At 70.3% G+C, this 21,556-nt stretch carries 8 protein-coding genes and 1 pseudogene; 4 read left to right on the top strand and 5 right to left on the bottom strand.

Features of this window, described 5'->3' with window-relative positions; translation table 11 throughout:
* The first annotated feature begins 12 nt into the window (after window positions 1-12).
* The 4 genes from ACFOGJ_RS24430 to ACFOGJ_RS24415 are packed head-to-tail and all read left to right on the top strand — an operon-like array spanning window position 13 to window position 5,637.
* Window positions 13-945 (top strand): hypothetical protein, encoded by a 933-nt coding sequence (locus ACFOGJ_RS24430; protein WP_379905575.1) that lies wholly within the window; start codon window positions 13-15, stop codon window positions 943-945.
* On the top strand, window positions 942-2,375 hold the full coding sequence (locus tag ACFOGJ_RS24425; protein ID WP_379905573.1) for a hypothetical protein: 1,434 nt from the start codon (window positions 942-944) through the stop codon (window positions 2,373-2,375). The genes ACFOGJ_RS24430 and ACFOGJ_RS24425 overlap by 4 nt, the downstream gene beginning before the upstream one ends.
* Window positions 2,372-4,546 (top strand): SpoIIE family protein phosphatase, encoded by a 2,175-nt coding sequence (locus ACFOGJ_RS24420; protein WP_379905571.1) that lies wholly within the window; start codon window positions 2,372-2,374, stop codon window positions 4,544-4,546. The genes ACFOGJ_RS24425 and ACFOGJ_RS24420 overlap by 4 nt, the downstream gene beginning before the upstream one ends.
* The gene (locus ACFOGJ_RS24415) at window positions 4,543-5,637 is read left to right on the top strand and encodes an ABC transporter substrate-binding protein (RefSeq protein ID WP_379905569.1); all 1,095 of its coding nucleotides are present in this window, start codon (window positions 4,543-4,545) and stop codon (window positions 5,635-5,637) included. The genes ACFOGJ_RS24420 and ACFOGJ_RS24415 overlap by 4 nt, the downstream gene beginning before the upstream one ends.
* Here the strand turns inward: ACFOGJ_RS24415 and ACFOGJ_RS24410 are convergent.
* The 5 genes and pseudogenes from ACFOGJ_RS24410 to ACFOGJ_RS24390 form a co-directional block, all read right to left on the bottom strand.
* Window positions 5,627-7,150 (bottom strand): MCT family MFS transporter, encoded by a 1,524-nt coding sequence (locus ACFOGJ_RS24410; protein ID WP_379905567.1) that lies wholly within the window; start codon window positions 7,148-7,150, stop codon window positions 5,627-5,629. The genes ACFOGJ_RS24415 and ACFOGJ_RS24410 overlap by 11 nt on opposite strands.
* Before the next feature lie 252 nt (window positions 7,151-7,402).
* The gene (locus ACFOGJ_RS24405; RefSeq protein ID WP_379905565.1) at window positions 7,403-7,687 is read right to left on the bottom strand and encodes a cupin domain-containing protein; all 285 of its coding nucleotides are present in this window, start codon (window positions 7,685-7,687) and stop codon (window positions 7,403-7,405) included.
* 125 nt (window positions 7,688-7,812) lie between these two features.
* Entirely contained in the window at window positions 7,813-8,157 is a 345-nt protein-coding gene (locus ACFOGJ_RS24400) for a hypothetical protein (RefSeq protein ID WP_379905564.1), read from the bottom strand.
* Between the two features lie 753 nt (window positions 8,158-8,910).
* Window positions 8,911-20,223, bottom strand: coding sequence for a DUF4114 domain-containing protein (locus tag ACFOGJ_RS24395; protein WP_379905783.1), 11,313 nt, complete (start codon window positions 20,221-20,223; stop codon window positions 8,911-8,913).
* A 3-nt stretch (window positions 20,224-20,226) separates the two neighbouring features.
* Window positions 20,227-21,504 (bottom strand): annotated as a pseudogene (locus tag ACFOGJ_RS24390) (calcium-binding protein); the annotation flags it as partial.
* Window positions 21,505-21,556: the final 52 nt, after the last annotated feature.

The raw sequence follows: 21,556 nt of genomic DNA, 5'->3' as shown, positions 1-21,556 counted from the left end.
GCGACAGCAGCGATGGGCGGAAGGATCCGGACACGCATCGCCGTCTTCATCCTGGTGCTGCTGGCGCTGAGCGCGGCATCCTCCTGCTATGTCATAGCGCTGAATGCGCAAGCCGCCGTGGAGGCGGCGACCCGCGCCCGCCTGGTCGTCCTGGCAGGGTTCCTGCGGGACACGGTGGAGCGCAATGTCCGGCTTGGCGCCTCGCTCCGCGGGCCGGCGAGCCTGCAGGGCGTCCTGGACGCGGCTGTGGCGCGCGACCCCGACATCGACATGGTCTCCGTTCTGGGCCGCAACGGCACCGTCCTGCTGTCCGCCGGACGCGGCGAGACGGGCGGCCTTCTGAGCCCGGCGATGGCGGCCAGCGCGCCGCCGCCCGAGGCGCCGGAAATCCGGCAGACACCGGACGGGATCGTGATCAGGGTCGGCCTGAAGCTCGATCCGAACTCGCCGCTGAGCGAGATCGTGATCAAGGTGCCGAACGACCGCCTGGCCCCGGATGTGGAGCGGCTGATCGCCCTGCTCCTGCGGGGCGCGCTGATCCTGGTGCTGGTCCTGGCCCCGGTAATCCTTGCCGGGGCTTGGCTGATGCTGCATCCGGCGACCCGGAGCATCGGCATCGTGGCATCCGCCCTGCGCGCCATCGGTCAGGGCGAGCAGCCGCGATTCCCGAACGCCCTCGCCGGCCGCGGCGATCCCTACTGGGACCACGCCGATCCCGGCGAACTGGCCAGCCTTCAAGTGCGGATGATCGAGTGCCTGCAGGCCGCGCGCGGCGGCTACCGGGAGGCGGAGCGGCTTCTGGGCGATCTGGAGCGCCGGGTGATCCTGCTGGACACCGAAGGCCCGGCCGCGTTGGCGAAGGCGGAATCCAGCGGCAGATCCAGATCGGCAAGCGACGCCGCATCGGGGACGGACGCCGCCATGGCAGCGGACCGGACATCGTGACGGCGGCGGAACGACGGCGCATCCTCTGGCCGCTGGTCGGCTTCGCGGTGGTGCTGATGATGCTGCCGCCGCTGCTCCTGGGCGGTCTGACCCGTGTCACGCGGATCGAGATCGGCAACGACTCCCAGATCCGCCAGGCCAGCGCCGTCGCCGGCGACCTTGCCACCGAGCTGGGCCGCGCGGCGCAGGCCGGCATCCCGCTGGACCGGATCCCCGGCCTGGAAAAGCATCTTGCCGAGCTGCGCGCGCAATATCCGAGCATCCGCTTCTTTGCCCTGATATCCCCCAAGGGCGAGGTGATGCATTTCAGCGGCCCCCAGGACAGCCGCAAGTCGCTTGTCGGGCGGCTGGCCAGACTTGCGCTGGGGCCAGGGGACGATACGGCGGACCGCCCGATCGAGCGACGCACAGGGGGCGTCGCGATCAACCGGATCGCGGTGGAGACACAGGACGGCGATGCCACATTGCTGTTCGGCGTGGAACCGGCGATCCAGGCGCCGACCGTGACGCCGGAATACTTCATGCTCGCCTCTATGATGGCGGTGCTGTTCCTGCTGGGCCTGCCGATCCTGTACGACCTTTGCCGACGGTTCCTGTTCCGGCCGATCCGGCAGCTCGATTTCCTGTTCGCCGAGGCCGCCGCCGGCCGCTTCCACACCATGCCACTGCGAGAGGTGCATCCGGAGCTGCACGGCCTGCTGCGGCTCTGGAACAACGAGGTGCTGAGCCTGGAGGAACGCAACGCCCAGTTCGAAGCCTTTGCCGGCGAGGCGCGCGCCGCCGCCGACGACCCGGCGGTCGCCCGGGCGATCGAACGCCTGCAGCGGCCGGCGCTGCGGCCGTTCCGGGTGGAGAGCGGCCTTGACCTCGCCGACATCAGGTTCGGGGCCGAGATGCGCGTGCCGGCAATGATGCTGGCCTTCCTGGCCGCCGTGACGTTCGGCAACTGGCCGGGGGCAATCTCTGGCATCGTGATGGTCGCCAGCCTGCTTGCCGGCGGCCTGGGCGGGTATGTCCTTGCACAGCGCCACCGGATGCTGGTGCGCGGCCTGCTGTCTGGCGGCTGTGTCGCGATGGCGATCGTGATGCTGGTCAGCGCGGTGATGCCGTTCCTGCTGCAGGCCGACGATGTCCCGGGCGCCGTCTGGATCCTGCCGAACGCCCTGCTTCTGGGCTTCCTCCTCGGCGCCACCGTCCGTCAGCCGCCGTCGGGGGAGGGAGGCGATGGCGGGCCGGTCGGCATCACCGGCAACACCGTCAGCGCCACCTGGCACGAGATGCCGCGCCTGCTCGTCCACGTCGCTGCCGGCATCTGCGCCGCCGCAATCTGGTCCGTCAGCGGCCCGTCGATGGTCGCCGACACGCTGGAAGCCTGGATCGCCGCCGCCGCCCTGCCGATGATCGCCGCCAGACTGCAGTCAAAGCCATGATCCGGCGGGCCATCACCCTGAAGAACCGTATCGCCGCCTTCGTGCTGGTGACGATGGTGCTGCTGGGCGCCGGCATCTATATCGTCGGCAGCGAGCGGCTGCGGCTGCTGAGCGATGGCTATGTCCATCAGCTGCTGGAACATCAGGAGCGCCATTGGAGCGCCACCCTGAACATGCTGTCGCTGCGCCTGAACGACATCGCCGACATCCTGATCGAAGACCATGCCATGCAGGATGCAGTCTCCAGCCTGGACAGCGCCCGGGTCGCCGGGGCGGTGAAGGAGAAGCTCGAGACCCTGCGCCGCTATGTCCCGGTCTCGACGGTGGAGGTGATCGGCAGCAACGGCGCCGTCCTGTACCGCGAAGGCACCGGCCAGGAGACGCCGCTGATCACCGGCTGGCCAGCCACCAATGTGCTGCGCTTCGGCGTCTCACTGCACGGCCTGCACCGCTTCCCCAGCGGCGAGTACCGCCTGCTGTTCATCCTGCCGATCCCCGCCAGGGATTCCGAACTGCTGACGGAATCCCGCTGGGCGCAGCGTGCGGAAGATCCCGATCTCAGCCACCGCATCAGCGGTGCCGTGGTGTTCGGGATCCCTCTGGACGAGGGGATCAGCAGCCTGCGCTACCAGCTCGGCCGGGATGCAGTCCTCACCGCTCCCGGCAGCAAGGAGATCCTGAGCGATCCGCTCAACCAGGACCTCTGGCCGGTCCTGCTGGAAAAGATCGATACCAACAGCCCCGGCGACCGCATCGTGAGCTATGGCACGCGCAGCTACGAGATCACGAGCTTTCCCGTTCACCGGGTCGACGGGGAGGTGTCGGCCTGGCTGCATTCGATGCGCGACGTCACCGTGTTCGCCCTGCGCCGCGACCTTATGAACCTCGCCACCCTTGTGGTCTCCATCGTCATCGGTTCGCTGATGGTCTGGCTGCTCTACGGCTATCTCCGCCGCGCCTTCGAACCGCTGGACGCCGCCGTGACGGTCCTGGACCGCCTTGCCCGCGGCGATACCAGCCTGGGCCTGACAACGGATCGCAGGGACGAGGTCGGCCGCATCGCCATGGCGATCGAAGTGTTCCGCGCCCGCCTGCTGGAACTGCGGCGGGTGGACAAGACCCTGCGGCGGCAGCAACGCCGCCAGCAGGCCTTCATCCGGCGCCAGATGGAGACATTGGCCGCCACCCTGGAGAGCGAGGCCCGGCAGGCGGTGCTCGCCGACCTGGCCAGCATCGTCGAGCCGGACGGCCGGCACGGCGAGACCGGCGACACCCTGGCGCGGGAGCTGGGCCTGCTGGCCGTCGCCTTCCGCCAGATGAGCGAGCGGGTCCGGGACCAGCAGGTGAAGCTGGAGGAACTGGTGCGCGAACTGCGGGACGCGCTGGAGCACAAGACACGGCTGATCGCCCTGGAGCAGGAGCTGGAGATCGCGCGCAACATCCAGCTCTCGATCCTGCCGGCCGGCATGCCGCCCGAGGGCGGCTTCGAGGTCGCCGCCAACATGATCCCCGCGCGCGAGGTGGGCGGCGACTTCTACGACTTCTTCGAGATCGACGAGCGGCGTGTCGGCTTCGTGGTCGCGGACGTGTCCGGCAAGGGGGTGCCGGCGGCCTTCTTCATGCTGATCGCCCGGACATTGCTGCGGGCGACCGCGCTGTTCGGCATGTCGCCCGGCACCTGCCTGGCACGGGTGAACGAGCTGCTTGCGGCCGAGAACGAGGAGATGATGTTCGTCACCCTGTTCTATGGCATCCTCGACCGGTCCACATGGCGGCTGTCCTATGCCAATGGCGGCCACAATCCGCCCCTGCTGCGCCGGCGCGACGGCACCACGGCGGAACTGCCCTCGACCGGGGGGATCGCCCTGGCGGTAATTCCGGGCGCCGCCTACCAGGAGGCCGAGGTCGAGCTGGCGGAGGGGGACTGCCTGCTGATGTACACCGACGGCATCACCGAGGCGTTCGCCGGGGATGGCAGCGACTTCGGCGTGCAGCGCCTGCATGCCGCCCTGCCGGTGACGGGGACGGCGGAGGAGGTGCTGCGGAGCGTCCTGGCTCATGTGGAGGCATTCGTCGCCGGTGCCGAGCAGTCCGACGACATGACCGCCATGGTCCTGCGGCGGGGGCCGGCGACCGCACCGGATGCCGCCGGCGGAAAGCCGCCGGCATGACCCGGCTGTCGCGGCGAGCCGTGCTGGCGTCGGTCCTGATGGCTGGCGCGCTGCCGGCGCAGGCAAAGGCCCTGGCGCAGGCAGTGACCGGGGGCCAGACAGGGGCCACGGGGCGAACCGCTACTGCCGGACAGGTACCGATCGCCGAACAGCATCTTCCGGTGCGGATCGCGATGGTGCTGCCGGGACGGGAGGGGATCCAGGAAGCGGCGTTCCGGCAATACCTTCTGCATCTGGGCCTGCAGGTCACATTCGACGTCTACAGCACCGGCGACGACCCCAGCCGCCTGCCTGCCATCCTGGAGCGGCTGAAGGCGGACCGGCCCGACCTGATCTACACCACCGGTACACCCACGACCCTTGGCATCGCCGGCCGGTTCGATGCCGGCAGCGACAGCGGCTTCGTAGAGGACATCCCCATCGTCTTCACCACCGTCGCGGAGCCGATCGCGGCCGGCATCGTCGGGCCTGGCGACCCGCCGGTGCGCGACAATGTTACCGGGTCCAGCCATATCCCCCCTTTGGACCGCCAGGTCGAGACGATCCTGGCCTACCGCCCCGTCAGCACCATCGGCACCGTCTACAATCCGGCGGAACTGAACTCCGCCCTGACTGTGAAGGCGCTGGGATCCCTGATGGCGGACCGGGGCCTGGACCTGATCGCCGTCCCCGTGCCGCTGGACGCCGACGGCCTGCCGCAGGCGGAGCCGGTGGCGGACATGGTCCGCGGGCTGGCCCGCGACGGTGCCGAATTCCTCTATATCGGCCCGGATACCTTCATCGCCGCCCGGCTCGGGCCGATCGTCACGGCCGCCGCGCTCGACGCCGGACTGCCCAGCTTCTCCACCGAGGAGGTCTGCTTCCAGACCGCCCCCGGCGCCCTTGTCGGGCTGGTGAGCCGCCGCGCCGATCAGGGGACCGCCGCCGGCTACAAGGCGGAGCAGATCCTGCTGCATGGTGCCGAGCCGTCGCAGCTGCCGATCGATGCGCTGGCCCATTTCTCGCTGCTGGTGAATGTCACCGTGGCGGATGCGCTGGGGATCTATCCGCCGATGGGCCTGATCCAGGTCGCGGAATTCGTCAGGACCTGAACCTGCCGCGGCGCAGGCCGTCGGCCGGCATGCCGTCAGTGGCCGGGACATCGGCCGCCGTGTGTGGCGGCGGCAGCGCGGGCAGGGCCAGCGGGGCCGGCTCCGGGCCGGACGGCGCGGCAGCGGGGGATGCGGCAGCGGGGGATCCGGCAGCGGGGGATCCGGCAGCGGGGGATCCGGCAGCGGGGGATGTGACGGCTTCCCGCCATGCCGCGCGCCACTTCGCGGGATCCGGCAGCAGCAGGATCATCACCGCCCCGAAGCCGCTCGCCACTGCAGCGGCGATCAGCGGCAGCTTGTAGCTGGTCAGGATGTCATAGGCGAGCCCGGCGAGCGGCGGCCCCAGCAGCACGGCGAAGGTCACCGAGGAATAGAGCCAGCCCAGGATGCTGCTGATGCGGCGACCGCCGAAATAGTCGGCGGCCATGGCCGGGGACAGGGCGACGAAGGCGCCATATCCGGTTCCGAACATCAGCGCGAAGACATAGAGCTGCCAGGGTTCCTGCGCGAACAGCCAGACCAGGAAGGACAGGCCCGTCGCGATATAGGTGCCCGCATAGCCGACCCGGCGGCCGACGAGGTCGGCGACGAAGCCGACCAGGAACCGGCCGGCAATGCTGCCGATGGCGATCATCTGCAGCACCTGCACCCCGACATCCTTGTCGAAGCCCATGTCCTGCACCGCCGGCACGATATGGACATAGGGGATGAACAGCCCGACGGAGAGCAGGAATGCTGCCAGGTACATGAACCAGTAGGGGCTGGTCCGCACGGCCTGGCGCACCGTCAGGTCCACCGGCGGCAGGGCAGGCGCGGCGCGTGCGGGATCCTCCTCATCCCCGTCGCCCGCAGCGCGCCGCGGCGGCGGCAGGGGGCGCGCGGTATCGGGCGAGAGGCCGCGCCGGTCCGGCCGGTTCTCCATCAGCATGGCCGCCAGCAGGCCGACCACCAGGGCGGCGCCGGCCAGACCCAAATAGGTCACCCGCCAGCCGCCCCATTCGATCAGCCAGGCCGCGATCGGCGGCACCACCAGGGTGCCGACGCCGATGCCCGACACGGCAAGGCCGGAGGCGATGCCCCGACGCTTCTCGAACCAGGGCTGCACGGCGGCCACGGCCGGCACATAGACGAAGCCGACCCCGATGCCGAGGCCGACGCCGATCGCCAGGAAAAGCTGCCACAGGGTGCCGGAAAATGCGGCCAGGCAGAGGCCCGCGGCGATCACCACCACGCCGAAGCCGGTGACCACCCGCGGCCCGACGGAATCGGAGAGCGGGCCGCTGAGCATGCCCAGCCCGAAAAAGCCCGCCGTGGCGATCGAGAAGATCAGCGAGGTCTCTGCCCGGGTGGCGCCGAACTCGCTCTGCAGGGAATCGAAGAATGTGGTGAAGCTGTAGGCACAGCCGAATGCCGCCGTCATCAGGACGAAGGACCCGAGTACGACGAACCAACCGTAGAAGATGCCGCGATGCGGGGACCGGTAGATGCCGAGCCCGTCAAGTCCGGTGGTCATCGGACAGCCTGCAGCATGGCCATGCCGGCATCACAGCCGCCGGGTCGCGATGCCGGGCGGAAGGGCCGGTCCTGCCGCACCACGCGGCGCCCTGGCGGCCTGCAGGCCGCCACGGGGAGGATCTGGGGCATTCGGGCGTTCTTTCCTCCCGCTGGCCGGCGGACCGGACGGCATTGCGTCAGGCCATCGGCCGCGCTTCCGGCAGAGCTTTCCGCCGGTCTCCGCCCGCCCGGCAAGGCGGGCGCCATGGCGCTATTTCAGCTCGACCTCGACGAAGACGAACTCGAACGGGTTCGGATTGATGACGTCATGCTCGACGCCGACATTGCGGAAATAGGGCTGGCCGGTGGTGAGCTGGGCCTCGCTCTCTTCCCCGCCGGGGCCGACGAGCTTCAGCGGGCCCGTGGTCTGCGGCACCACCACATAGTCATAGTCGTGGCGATGCCAGCCGGTGGCCGCACCGGGCGGGAACCGCCATTCCGTCACCCTGGCTCTGTCATTGTCGATCAGGACCGTCGGTATCGCACTCTCGCTCACGCCATTTCCCTTCCCTCGCATGCCGGCGCCGGGCGCCGGGCGGCCGCTTGCACGGTCCGGTCGCGCGACTATGCCGGAAGCCGGGACGCAGGTGCAATCGGTGCATGGCAAGCCATGCGGAGGGCTCATGCCGCCTTGCGCGTATCGAGTTCCTGGGTGATCGACAGGATGATGGCATTGCCCTGGGCGGCCAGCTTCTTCTTGCCGGCGCGCGGCACCGGGATCCGGCGGAAGCGGCAATAATTGATCAGGATCGCCGCCACCTGGGCCATGGTCAGATCCATCGGCTGCGGCCCCAGCGGCGGCGGCTGCTTCAGCATCACCCGCAGCATCACCCCTTCCACGTCGGGGATTTCGTAGCGGACCACCGGCACCCGCGGCCCCTTGATCACGCCGGACCCCAGCGCGACCGTGACCGCATCGATCAGACTGTCGTCGGTGAATGCCAGACGCCGCGTCTCGATGATCATTGGTCAGACCTTGTCCGCTCAGATTCTTCCGCGGGAAGAATGTAATGCAAAGGGAAGCGGCTCTGGCGAGTCATTCCGGTATTCTGTGCCCGCCCTGCCGCGCGTGGCAGCGGAAGACCATGGCCGCGCATGACTACACCGAAGCCTGCCGGCGCGGCAACCGAAGTGCCGGCGGCGCTCAACCGACGGTCGAACCGGCCCATGGCGGTCCGGCGGAGAGCGATGCAGGCGGCCGTCGCTTGCAACTGGCAAGGACAAAGAAAAAGGCGCAACCCGCTGTTGCGCCTCCTGCTGGCCCCCGCCGGCGCGCCGCGATGGGCACGCCTGAACGCCACGTGTCTAGGGGCGGCGCGGTGGTCCGCCGCCACAGCCCGGAGCGCCGGGCGGGCAGCTGTGGCTGGGCGCGGCCGCACGCGCCTGGTCGATCCGGGTCACGGTCGGCGCAGCATAAATCGCCGCCGCCCCCAGGCCCAGGCGCGTCAGGGCTGCACGCCGCGACAGCGCACCAGCGGCGCCGCTTTCGCGGGTCGTCTGGTTTTCCTGTTCCATCGTGCGTCTCTCCGCTCCAGCGGTTATGCCCGACAAGAGGAACCCTGCCGGGCGAAACCGAAATCGCGCAAAATATGTGGCCAGCTTCATGAAATTGCAACCCTGCCCTGTTCTCCCGGCATCGCTGCCGGCCGCCGGGAGAGGCCGGGTCAGGGCGGTCCGGCAGGCCCGGCGCCGTGCCGCGCCTGCCGGACATTCGCCTGCCTACATCAGGTCGTCGATGGTATAGCCCAGGAAGTTGGTGCCGCCCTCGTCGTAGACGTCGTAGGTGGAACCGTTCCACTTCAGCACCTGGGTATTGCCCTCCGGTGCCGGGCCTTCGCGCAGATCGATCTGGACGATCTTGGTCGGGTCGAAGGTCACCGAAGTGCCGTCGTCGAGCGAGATTTTCCACATGCCCGGCCCCTTCTGGAAGGACAGGTCGGACAGCACGACGGTATCGGTGCCGCCGTTCAGCGGCCCGTAATTGCCGTAGATCGCCATGCACCCTTCGTCATCGTCCAGGATCATGTCGTCATTGGATCCGGTGCCGGGGTTCTTGCGGCCGATATAGTAGAAGTCGTGGCCTTCGCCGCCCATCAGCAGGTCGTCGCCGTCACCGCCGTCCAGGGAGTCGACGCCGGAACCGCCGAACAGGGTGTCCTTGCCGGCATAGCCCCACAGATGGTCGCCGTCCTCGCCGCCGTACAGCAGGTCGTCGCCGCTCCAGCCGGTCAGCCAGTCGGTGCCCTCGCCGCCATACAGGGTGTCGTCGCCGGCCTCGCCATGGATGGTGTCCCAGCCCGCGCCGCCGATCATCAGGTCGTCGCCGCCGCCATTGGCGAAGTCGCCGTCGTCGCCGTACATCCAGTCGTCGCCGGCATTGCCTTCGATCGTGTCGTGACCCTTGCCGCCGTAGATCAGGTCCCAGTCGTCGCCGCCGGCGATCTGGTCGTCGCCCTTCTCGCCGTAGATATAGTCGATGCCCTCGCCGCCCAGGATGGTGTCGTTGCCGTCGCCGCCATAAAGGTCGTCGAAGCTGCCGCCGCCATCGATGGAATCGTCGCCCTGGTCGCCGAAGACCACGTCGTAGCCGTCGCCGCCCTCGATCGTATCGTCGCCCTTGCCGCCATACAGCAGGTCGTCGCCGGCCTCGCCCAGCAGCAGGTCGTCGCCCTTCTCGCCATAGAGCTGGTCATAGCCGGTGCCGCCATACAGCACGTCATTGTCGTTGCCGCCGTACAGCAGGTCGTCGCCGGCATCGCCGTACAGGGTGTCGACCCCCTTGTCGCCGCGCAGCACGTCATAGTCCGCACCGCCGCGCAGCAGGTCGTCGCCGTCGCCGCCCTCGATCGTGTCGTCACCGGCACCGCCTTCCAGGCTGTCGTCGCCGGCATCGCCATAGAGCAGGTCATCGCCTTCGCCACCCAGCAGGGTATCGCTGCCGGCACCGCCGCGCAGCAGGTCATTGCCGGCATCGCCATAGATCAGGTCGTCGCCGTCGCCGCCCTCTATCGTGTCGTTGCCATCGCCGCCATGCAGGACGTCGTCGCCCTGGTTGCCGTAGATGGTGTCGCGACCTTCGCCGCCGAACACGGTGTCGTTGTAGGTGGCACCGATCGTCCGGGTGACCGAGACGTTCAGCGCGACATCGTTGAAGTCCTGGTCGCCACCGCCTGCCAGATCCTCCCAGTTGGAATTGCCGGCCAGCAGGTTGTCGGCCTCATGGTCGTAGCCGTCCGGATTGAGCGCGGCGTCGGTGAAGTAGACCGGATTGCCCGCGCCGGCCAGCGGCTGCCCGTCCACGAAGGCGGTCCAGACACCATTGACCTGCTGGAAGGTGACCTCCGCGCCATCGGTGAGCCCCGGATTGGCATTGGCACCGTCGGGGATGAGGAAGAAGCCGATCGATGCCGCGCCCGCCAGCTGCGCGGCGGTGAGGTTCAGGCTTGCCTGGTCGCCCTGCTTGACGTTCGACCAGATCACCTGGCCGCCGATCGGGTTGCCCGCCGCGTCGGCCAGATAGAAGCCGTATGAACTGTCATAGCCGGCGCCGCCACCCAGGGTGTCGTTGCCGCTGCCGCCGGCCAGGCCGTCGAATGCCGGGCCATAGGACCATTCGGCATCGACATGGTCGGCGAGCGGCAAATCCTCGCGCTCATAGCTGTCATCGACGATGGTCAGCTGGCCCTCGCCAGGCCCGGCCTGTGGGTCGTGATTGTTCCCCGCCTTGACGGCCACAGCCACAATCTCGGTCCCGGGATAGTTCGCCGCGACGAAGGCGTCGAGCGGCAGGCTGTTGGGGTCGTGGATCTCGCCCGAACCGCCGGGGAAGTCCTCGATCTTGACCTTGGAGATGCCGCCATTGCCGTCGTCGAGATAGAGGACGATGTTCGACAGCGCATGGTTGTAGACGGGGAGGTCGTAGCCCCCGCCATCGCCACCGCCTTCCCAGGGCAGGTACTCGACATCGATCGTCATGCTGTCCGCGCCGCCGATCGCGTAGAGGCCGCCGCTCTGGCTCACCGCCGTCTCGCTCGACTGCTCCGCCACGCCGTCGCCCTGGATCAGGTCGTCGCCGGTGCCGCCCTCGATATAGTCGTCGCCCTCGCCGCCGATGACGGTGTCGTCGCCCTGGTCGCCGTACAGCTGGTCGTCGTCGTTGCCGCCCTCGATGCTGTCATGGCCCTCCCGGCCGCGGATCACGTCCTCGCCGTCATTGCCGGCCAGGACATCGTCGCCCGCCCCGCCGTCGATGGAGTCGTCGCCATCGCCACCGGCAGCGCTGTCCGCGCCGGCACCGCCGAGGATCGTGTCGGCGCCGTCGCCGCCGGACATCGTGTCGTCGCCATCGCCGCCGGACAGGCTGTCCGCACCGTTGTCGCCGAACAGGTTGTCGTTGCCGGCGCCGCCCTCGAGCTGGTCGGCATCGTCGCCGCCATAGAGGCTGTCATTGCCGGCACCGCCCAGCAGGGTATCGGCACCGCTGCCGCCGGACAGCCGGTCGTCGCCGTCCTCGCCGTCCAGCAGGTCGTCGCCTTCGTCGCCGTAGAGGCTGTCGTCGTCATCGCCGCCCGACAGCAGGTCGTCGTCCAGGCCGCCCCAGATCTTGTCGGCGCCGGAACCGCCCTGGATGGTGTCGGTGCCGCTGCCGCCCTGGATGCTGTCGGCGCCAGCGCCGCCCAGAATGCTGTCGTCGCCGGAGCCGCCGTCGATGACATCGTCGCCGTCGCCGCCGTCGATCACGTCGTCGCCCAGCATGCCGTCGATCGTGTCGTCGCCGACCCCGCCGTCGATGGTGTCGTTGTAGCTGGCATCGGCCGGGATGGAGTGGGTGACCGTGCGCAGCGAGATGTTGTCCAGCAGCGCGCCGAACGTGTTCTCCACGCCGATGCCCTTGAAGGACAGGGTGTCGCTGCCGTCGCCGGAGCCGGCCTCCACCGTGTAGGTAAAGCGGTCCCAGTCGCCCAGGTCCGTCAGCTCCGCGACCAACTCGCCGTTCCAGTACACCTGCAAGCCGTCGGCGGCTGTGGTGTTCTGGGTCCGCATCGCCACGTCGAACGCCAGCTCCAGTTCCTGGCCGGCGGTCAGGCCGGCAATGGCCTGGCTGATCTGGGTGTGGCCCGGATGGGCATCCAGCTCGAAGACCTGGTGATGGCCGTCGTCAGAGCGGCCATAGACGCTCGCCAGATGCACCTCGTAGCCGCCGTCCGCGGTCCAGTGCGGCACGTCGGTGAAGCCGGCGCCGTGGCCGGTCCCGCCGGCCTCGAAATCCCAGTTCATGACCAGGTTGTTGCCGTAGGTCACCTCGTCGGGATGCTCGATCGGGCAGTCGTCGCCCTGGATATAGTCGTCGCCAGTACCGCCGGAGAGGCTGTCATCACCTTCGCCGCCATAGATGCGGTCGTCGTCGGCGCCGCCGTCGACGACATCGTCGCCGTTCTGGCCCGCCAGGGAATCGGCGCCGTCGCCGCCGGTGATCGTGTCGGCATCGTCACCGCCCCAGACCCGGTCGTCGCCGCTGCCGGCGTCGATCAGGTCGGCACCGTCGCCACCGTCGATCCGGTCACCGCCGGCACCGCCGGACAGGGTGTCCTCGCCCGCATCGCCGTCGATCGCATCGTCGCCTTCGCCGCCGGACAGGCTGTCATCGCCTTCCAGGCCGTACAGGCTGTCATTGCCCGCGCCGCCCTCGGCCGTGTCGTCGCCTGCACCGGCATCGATGCTGTCATGGCCGGCGCCGCCGTCGATGACGTCATTGCCGTCGCCGGCATCGATCCGGTCATTGCCTTCGCCGCCGGCAACCGTGTCGTCGCCCTCGCCCGCGTCGATCCGGTCGTTGCCGGTGCCGCCGTCGATGAGGTCGTCGCCCAGGCCGCCGCTGATCACGTCGTCGCCCTGGTTGCCCTCGATCACGTCGTTGCCGGCATCACCGGTGATCGTGTCGTTGTAGCTGCCCTGGACGATGCCGGTGACCTGGACGTTCAGGCCGATATCGTTGAAGTCCTGGTCGCCGCCGCCGGCCAGGTCTTCCCAGTTGGAATTGCCCGGCAGGGCGCTGTCGCCCTCATGGTCGAAGCCGTCGGCGTTCAGGCCCGCATCGGTGAAGTAGGCCGGATTGCCCTGACCCGCCAGCGGCTGGCCACCAGCAAAGGCGGTCCACTTGCCGGAGACCTCCTGGAAGCTGACATCGGTGCCATCGGCCAGGCCGGCATTCTTGTCCGCCCCGTCGGGGATGATGAAGAAGCCGACCGCGACCGCGCCGCCCAGCTGCGCCCGGGTCAGTTCGATCGTGGTGCTGTCGCCGTTCTTGACGTTCGACCAGATCACCTGGCCCGACAGCGGGTTGCCGTTGGCATCCGCCAGGTAGAAGCCGTAGGAGCTGTTGTAGCCGGCGTTGGACAGCAGGTACTCGACATCCAGCCGGACCAGGTCGGCATCGCCCACCGCATAGAGGCCGCCGGATTGGGACAGCAGGTCGGCGGTGTCGAGGTTCACCCCGTCGCCGACCAGCAGGTCGTCGCCGACACCGCCGTCGATCAGGTCGTCGCCCGCGCCGCCGGTCACCGTGTCGTCGCCGACCCCGCCATACAGCCAGTCGTCGTCCGCGCCGCCGTCGATCAGGTCGTCGCCGTCGCCGCCATCGACCGTATCGCGGCCGGTCCCACCGAAGACCTCGTCCGCACCGGCACCGCCGTCGATCGCATCGCGGCCCGCGCCGCCAGAGAGAGTGTCGGCGCCTGCACCGCCGTCCAGGGTGTCGTTGCCGGCACCGCCGTCGATCGCGTCATCGCCGGCATCGCCGTCGATGGAGTCCTTGCCGTCGCCGCCGGACAGAACGTCGTCGCCGTCGCCGGCGAAGATCCGGTCGTCGCCGTCGCCGCCGTCGATGGTGTCGGCGCCCGCGCCGCCGTCGATGGTATCGGCATCCGCGCCGCCATCGATGGAATCCGCCCCGTCGCCGCCGTCGATCGCATCGCGGCCGGCCCCGCCGGAGACGGTGTCGCCACCGGCACCGGCATCGATGGTGTCGTTGCCGTCGCCGCCGGCGATCAGGTCGTCGCCCGCATCGCCGTCGAGGGAGTCGTGGCCCGCGCCGCCATCCAGGGAGTCGTCGCCGTCGCCGGCATAGATCCGGTCATTGCCGTCGCCGCCGTCGATCGTGTCGTCGCCGGCACCGCCGTCCAGGGTGTCGTTGCCCGCACCGCCGGCAATCAGGTCCGCACCCGCATCGCCGTCGATGGAGTCATGGCCCGCGCCGCCGGACAGGACGTCGTCGCCGTCGCCGGCGAAGATCCGGTCATTGCCGTCACCACCGTCGACAGTGTCGTCGCCGTCGCCGCCGAAGATGGTGTCGTGGCCGGTGCCGCCGTCGATGCTGTCCGCACCCTCGCCGCCGTCGATGAGGTCGTCATCGGCGCCGCCGGACAGGACGTCGTCGCCCAGGCCGCCCAGGATCTCGTCCGCGCCGGTGCCGCCATCGATGGTGTCGTCGCCGGTGCCGCCCAGCAGGCTGTCACTGCCGGCATCGCCGCTGATGCTGTCGTCGCCGCCATCGCCGTAGACGGTGTCGTGGCCCGCGCCGCCGGCGATCGTGTCGTCGCCGCCCGGCGCCGGCATCTCCACCGGCAGGCCGGTGAAGCTGATCTGCTCGATCAGGTAGTCGGAGCTGTCGCCGCCGCCCGTCGCACCCTGGCCCGGATAGGGATCCGCCTTGAACACCAGCTTGTCGAAGCCGCCCTCGCCCGCCAGGTCGATGCTGAAGTCCAGCTCATGCCCGCTCAGCGCCTGGAAGGCGCCCTCGCCCACCAGGATCCCGGCGCGATAGGCGTACCAGTGGCCGGTCTCGCCGCCCGCGCCCTCGTTCCGGAACAGGCGACGGACGGAGACGTCGGAGCTGCCCACCAGCTGGTCGAAGTCGACGATGATCGCGTCGGATTCGCCGGAGCTGGTGTTGCGGCCGATCTGCACCGCCGGGCCGGCGGTGCCGCCCTTCACGCCGAAGCCACCGTCGCTGTAGGAGATGTCGCCCGCCGAGGGGGTCATCGGCTGGCCGCTGGGGTCCAGCTTCTGCGCCGTGACGGTGAAGCCGCCGCCGGTGCTGGCAACGTTCGCCGCCGTGATGGTGCCGGAGAAGTCGCCGCCGGTGGTGACGCTCTCCTCGCCGCTGTCGCCGTGGATCAGGTCGTCGTCGTCATCGCCCGACAGGCTGTCGTCGCCGCCCTCGCCGAGCACGGTGTCCGCGCCGCTGCCGGCCGCGACCAGGTCGTCATCGGCACCGGCATGGATCAGGTCGTCGCCGGAACCGCCATCGACCGTGTCGGCACCTTCGCCGCCCCCGATGGAATCCGCGCCCGCACCGCCCGACAGCAGGTCGTCGCCGTCACCGCCTTCAACGGTGTCGTCGTCATGGCCGCCGTCGATCACGTCGTTCCCGGCACCGCCCTGCAGCAGGTCGTCGCCGCGGCCGCCGGACAGGCTGTCATCGCCGGCACCGCCGGTGACCAGGTCGTCGCCCGAGCCGCCATCGACCGAGTCGTTGCCGGCATCGCCGGACAGGGTATCGGCACCGTCGCCGCCGGACAGGCTGTCGCCGCCCGCGCCACCGGACAGGCTGTCATCGCCCGCGCCGCCGGCCAGGACGTCATCGCCCGCACCGCCGTCCAGCAGGTCACCGTCGCGGCCGCCATCCAGGCTGTCATTTCCGTCGCCGCCGGACAGGCTGTCGGCGCCCTTGCCGCCAAGCAGGGTGTCGTCGCCGGCGCCGCCCGACAGGATGTCTGCCCCGTCATCGCCGTCCAGAAGGTCGTCGCCTTCCTCACCGGCCAGCAGGTCGTCGCCCTTGCCGCCGTCGATGGCGTCATCCCCGGCGCCGCCGGCCACCGTGTCGGCACCGTCGCCGGCGCGGACGGAATCCGCCCCTTCGCCGCCAAGGATGGAGTCGGCCCCGGCACCGCCAACCAGGGTGTCGGCACCATCGCCGCCCTCCAGCAGGTCGTCGCCCGCGCCGCCGTCCAGGCTGTCGTCGCCGGCATCGCCCGACAGGGTGTCGTTGTCGTTGCCGCCTTCCAGGGTGTCGTTGTCGGCGCCGCCGCTCAGCAGGTCGGCGCCGTCGCCGCCGCGCAGCAGGTCGTCGCCCGCGCCGCCGCCGATGCTGTCATCGCCGTCGCCGCCCAGGATCCGGTCGGCACCCGCGCCGCCGGACAGGCTGTCGGCGCCATCGCCGCCGGAGATGGTGTCGTCGCCCTCACCGCCCGCGATCGTGTCGTCGCCTGCATCGCCGCGGATGTCGTCGGCACCCGCGCCACCGGACACCAGGTCCGCGCCGGCACCGCCGCGCAGGATGTCGTCGCCGGCACCGCCGTCGATGCTGTCATCGCCGTCGCCGCCCAGGATCCGGTCGGCTCCGTCGCCGCCGGACAGGCTGTCGGCACCGCTGTCGCCGTCGATGGTGTCGTCGCCGTCACCGCCGTCGATCGTGTCGTCGCCGGCCTGGCCGCGCAGCTCGTCATTGCCCGCACCGCCCAGCAGGGCGTCTGCACCGGCGCCTGCCAGGATGGTGTCGTTGCCGGTCCCGCCAGCGACCGTGTCGTCGCCGTCGCCGGCCCGCACGAAGTCGTCGTCGGCACCGCCGTCGATGCTGTCATCGCCATCGCCGCCGTCGATCCGGTCGCTGCCGGCACCGCCCAGGATGGTGTCGGCATCGTCGCCGCCGTCCAGGGTGTCGTCGCCCGCACCGCCGTCGATGCTGTCGGCACCTGCACGGCCGCGGATGCGGTCGGCGCCTTCGCCGCCGGACAGAAGGTCCGCGCCCTCGCCGCCGTCGATGCTGTCATCGCCGTCGCCGCCGCTGATCGTGTCGTCGCCCGCATCGCCGCGGATGTCATCGGCGCCTTCGCCGCCTGCGATCACATCGGCACCGTCACCGCCACGCAGCAGGTCGTCGCCGGCGCCGCCATCGATGCTGTCGGCGCCATCGCCGCCGATGACCCGGTCGGCACCTTCGCCACCGGACAGGCTGTCCGCCCCGTCGCCGCCCTCGATCGTGTCGTTGCCTGCACCGCCGTCGATGGTGTCGTCGCCGGCATCGCCGCGCAGCTCGTCGGCACCTTCGCCGCCGCTCAGCAGGTCGGCGCCATCGCCGCCGCGAAGCACGTCGTCGCCGTCGCCGCCGTCCAGGGTGTCGTCGCCATCGCCGGCCAGGATGCGGTCGGCCCCCGCGCCGCCGGACAGGCTGTCGGCACCGTCGCCGCCGGAAATGGTGTCGTCGCCCTCGCCGCCCGCAATCGTGTCGTCGCCGGCATCGCCGCGGATGTCGTCGGCACCGGCACCGCCGGCCACGACATCGTCGCCGTCGCCGCCGCGCAGCAGGTCACCGCCGTCGCCGCCATCCAGGCTGTCATTGCCATCGCCGCCGATGATCCGGTCGGCACCCGCGCCGCCGGACAGGCTGTCCGCGCCGGCATCGCCGTCGAGGGTGTCGTCGCCCTCGCCACCGTCCATCGTGTCGTCGCCGGCCTCGCCCCGAAGCCGGTCATTGCCGGCGCCGCCCAGCAGGACGTCCGCGCCGGCACCGGCCAGCAGGGTATCGTCGCCGCTGCCGCCGGCCAGGCTGTCGTCGCCGTCGCCGGCCCGGATGAAGTCCGCATCGGCGCCGCCGTCGATGCTGTCATCGCCATCGCCGCCCAGGATCCGGTCGTCGCCTGCACCGCCCAGGATGGTATCGTCATCGTCGCCGCCGCTCAGCGAGTCGTTGCCGTCGCCGCCGTCGATGCTGTCCGCCCCGGCACGGCCGAGGACCATGTCGTCACCGGCGCCGCCGGTCAGGACATCGGCACCGTCGCCGCCATCGACGCTGTCGTCGCCATCGCCACCATCGATGGTGTCGTCACCGGCCTCGCCACGCAGGCGGTCCGAACCGGAGCCACCGGCCATGACATCGTCGCCGTCGCCGCCATTCAGCAGGTCGTCGCCGTCACCGCCATCCAGGCTGTCGTCGCCTTCGCCGCCGAGCACCAGGTCGACGCCTGCGCCACCGGACAGGCTGTCATCACCGGCTCCTCCTTCGACTAGGTCGTCGCCGGCACCGCCGTCGATCGTGTCGTTGCCGGCCTCGCCCAGCAGTTCGTCCGCACCGACCCCGCCGGCCAGGACATCGTCGCCGTCGCCGCCGCGCAGCAGGTCGTCGCCGTCGCCCCCATCCAGGGTGTCGTTGCCGGCACCGCCCAGGATGCGGTCGGCACCCTCGCCGCCGGACAGGCTGTCATCGCCTTCGTCGCCGTCGATGGTGTCGTCACCGGCACCGCCGTCGATCGTGTCGTCGCCGGCCTCGCCGCGCAGTTCGTCCGCACCGTCGCCACCCGACAGGCTGTCCGCACCAGCGCCGCCCAGCAGCGTGTCGTTGCCGGCACCGCCGGAGACGGTGTCATCGCCGTCACCGGCCCGCACATGGTCGGCGCCCTCGCCGCCATCGATGCTGTCGGCGCCGTCGCCACCGGTGACCTGGTCGTCGCCGGCACCGGCGGAGATCGTGTCGGCGCCGTGGCCGCCATCGATATCGTCCGCACCGTCACCGCCGTCGATGAGGTCATCGCCGGCGCCACCGCGCAGCACATCGGCACCAGCACCGCCCGCCAGGCTGTCATCGCCATCCTCGCCCAGCAGGGTATCGTCGCCGGCATCGCCGGACAGGCTGTCATTGCCCGCGCCGCCCTCGATCCGGTCGTCATCCGCGCCACCGGCAAGGAGGTCGGCACCGGCACCGCCATAGATGCTGTCGCGGCCTGCGCCGCCGGACAGGGTATCGTCGCCATCCTCGCCATAGAGGGTGTCATCGCCGGCACCGCCGGAGATCGCGTCATTGTCGGCGCCGCCCCAAATCCGGTCGGCGCCCTCGCCGCCATCGATGGAGTCGTCGCCGGCGCCGCCGGTGATGCGGTCGTCGCCATCGTCGCCGGAGATGGTATCGGCGCCGTCGCCGCCGTCGATGGTGTCGTCGCCGCTGCCGCCGGCGATCAGGTCGTCGCCCGCATCGCCATGCAGCTGGTCGTCGCCCTGGTTGCCGGCGATCGTGTCATCGCCCTCGCCGCCGAAGATGGTGTCGTTGTAGTCGCCCATGGCGACGCTGGTGACCTGGACGTTCAGGCCCAGATCGTTGAAGTCCTGGTCGCCGCCGCCCGGCTGGTCTTCCCAGTTGGAATTGCCGAGCACGGCATTGTCGACCTCATGGTCGAAGCCGTCCGGGTTCAGCCAGCTGGCCGTGAAGTAGGCGGGATTGCCCTGGCCGGCCAGCGGCTGGCCGTCGGCAAACGCGGTCCACTTGCCGCCCTGCATCTGGAAGGTCACGTCGGTGCCGTCGGCCAGGCCGGCATTCGCATCGGCACCATCGGGGATGATGAAGAAGCCGATGGAGACGGCGCCCGCCATCTGGGCGGCATTCAGCTCGATGCTGGCGCTGTCGCCCGTCTTGACGTTGGCCCATACGACCTGGCCCCCGATCGGATTGCCGGAGCTGTCGGCCAGGTAATAGCCGTAGGAGTTGTTGTAGCCGGCGTTGGACTGCAGGTACTCGATGTCCAGCCGCATCAGGTCGGACATGCCGATCGGGTACATGCCGGCGAATTCGGGGATAATCGCCGCATTGGTGTCGTCGCCGACACCGTCGCCGATCAGGCTGTCATTGCCGGTACCGCCCTCGATCAGGTCATGCCCGGCACCGCCGGTGACCGTGTCGTTGCCGGCATCGCCGGCCAGGACGTCATCCTGCTCGCCGCCGTCGATGGCATCGTCGCCGTCGCCGCCGGAGACGGAGTCCGCCCCCGCATCGCCGCTGATGGTGTCGGCGCCGGCACCGCCGTCGACCGTGTCGCTGCCGCCAGCGCCGGCGATCAGGTCGTCGCCGTCGCCGCCCGAGATCGAGTCGTTTCCGGCACCGCCATCGACTTCGTCATCGCCGGCACCGGCCTCGATCCGGTCATTGCCGAAGGCACCGTCGATCGTGTCGCTGCCATCGCCACCCTGAACCGTGTCGTGGCCCATGCCCGCATCGATCAGGTCGTCGCCTGCACCGCCAGCAAGGCTGTCGACGCCGTCGCCGCCGGCAATGGTGTCGGCATCGGCGCCGCCGTCGACCGTGTCGTTGCCCGCGCCGCCGAGGAGGGAGTCGCTGCCCGCGCCACCGGCCAGGCTGTCGGCACCCTCGCCGCCATCGATCGTGTCGGCGCCGGCATCGCCCGACAGGACGTCATCGCCCGCACCGCCAGCGATCAGGTCGGCATCCTCGCCGCCCGCGACGGTGTCGGCTCCGGCACCGCCCAGGATCGTGTCGCTGCCGGCACCGCCCGCCAGGCTGTCCGCGCCCTCGCCACCGTCGATATCGTCGGCACCGTCGCCACCATCGATCGTGTCGTCGCCGGCTTCACCGGCCAGGACATCATCGCCGGCACCGCCACCGATGAGATCCTCATCGTCACCACCGGCAACGGTGTCGTTGCCATCGCCGCCGCCGATCGTGTCGGCGCCAGCGCCGCCCAGGACGGAATCCGCCCCTGCACCGCCAGCGATGCTGTCGTCGCCTTCGCCGCCCTCGATCGTGTCATCGCCGGCATCGCCCGCCAGGACGTCGTCACCGGCACCGCCGGCGATCAGGTCGGCGTCATCGCCGCCGGCGACCGTATCGTTGTCGGCACCGCCCTCGATCGTGTCGGCACCCGCGCCGCCAAGGATCGAATCGCTGCCGGCGCCGCCGGCCAGGCTGTCGGCCCCTTCGCCGCCATCGATCGTGTCGGCGCCGGCGTCACCCGCCAGGACGTCGTCACCGGCACCACCGGCGATCAGGTCTGCGTCGTCGCCACCGGCAACGGTGTCGGCGTCATCGCCGCCTTCGATCGTATCGGCGCCTGCCCCACCGAGGATGGTGTCTGCTCCGGCACCGCCCGCCAGGCTGTCGGCGCCTTCACCACCGTCGATGCTGTCGGCACCTTCGCCGCCATCGATCGTGTCGTCGCCAGCGTCACCCGCCAGGACATCGTCACCGGCACCGCCGGCGATCAGGTCGGCGTCGTCGCCACCCGAGGCGGTGTCGTCGCCGGCATCGCCCGCCAGCACGTCGTCACCGGCGCCACCGGCGATCAGGTCTGCATCGTCTCCGCCCGAAACGGTGTCGGTGTCATCGCCGCCGTCGATCGTGTCGGCGCCTGCACCACCGAGAATGGAGTCGCTGCCAGCCTCGCCGGCCAGGCTGTCGGCGCCGTCGCCACCGTCGATGCTGTCGGCACCCGCGCCGCCATCGACCGTATCGTCGCCGGCATCGCCGGCCAGGACGTCATCACCGGCACCGCCGGCGATCAGGTCTGCGTCGTCGCCGCCCGAA

This window comes from Marinibaculum pumilum, from assembly GCF_042646425.1.
In the GTDB taxonomy this organism is placed as follows: Bacteria; Pseudomonadota; Alphaproteobacteria; order Ferrovibrionales; family Ferrovibrionaceae; genus Marinibaculum; species Marinibaculum pumilum.
The sequence above is the reverse complement of the archived record's forward strand: the minus strand, read 5'-3'. Positions and strand labels throughout refer to the sequence as shown.

Coding starts and splice junctions, on each gene's coding strand:
- ACFOGJ_RS24420 (WP_379905571.1), top strand. CDS start 2,372: ATGATCCGGCGGGCCATCACCCTGAAGAACCGTATCGCCGCCTTCGTG.
- ACFOGJ_RS24415 (WP_379905569.1), top strand. CDS start 4,543: ATGACCCGGCTGTCGCGGCGAGCCGTGCTGGCGTCGGTCCTGATGGCT.
- ACFOGJ_RS24430 (WP_379905575.1), top strand. CDS start 13: ATGGGCGGAAGGATCCGGACACGCATCGCCGTCTTCATCCTGGTGCTG.
- ACFOGJ_RS24410 (WP_379905567.1), bottom strand. CDS start 7,150: ATGACCACCGGACTTGACGGGCTCGGCATCTACCGGTCCCCGCATCGC.
- ACFOGJ_RS24400 (WP_379905564.1), bottom strand. CDS start 8,157: ATGATCATCGAGACGCGGCGTCTGGCATTCACCGACGACAGTCTGATC.
- ACFOGJ_RS24395 (WP_379905783.1), bottom strand. CDS start 20,223: ATGGGCCACGACACGGTTCAGGGTGGCGATGGCAGCGACACGATCGAC.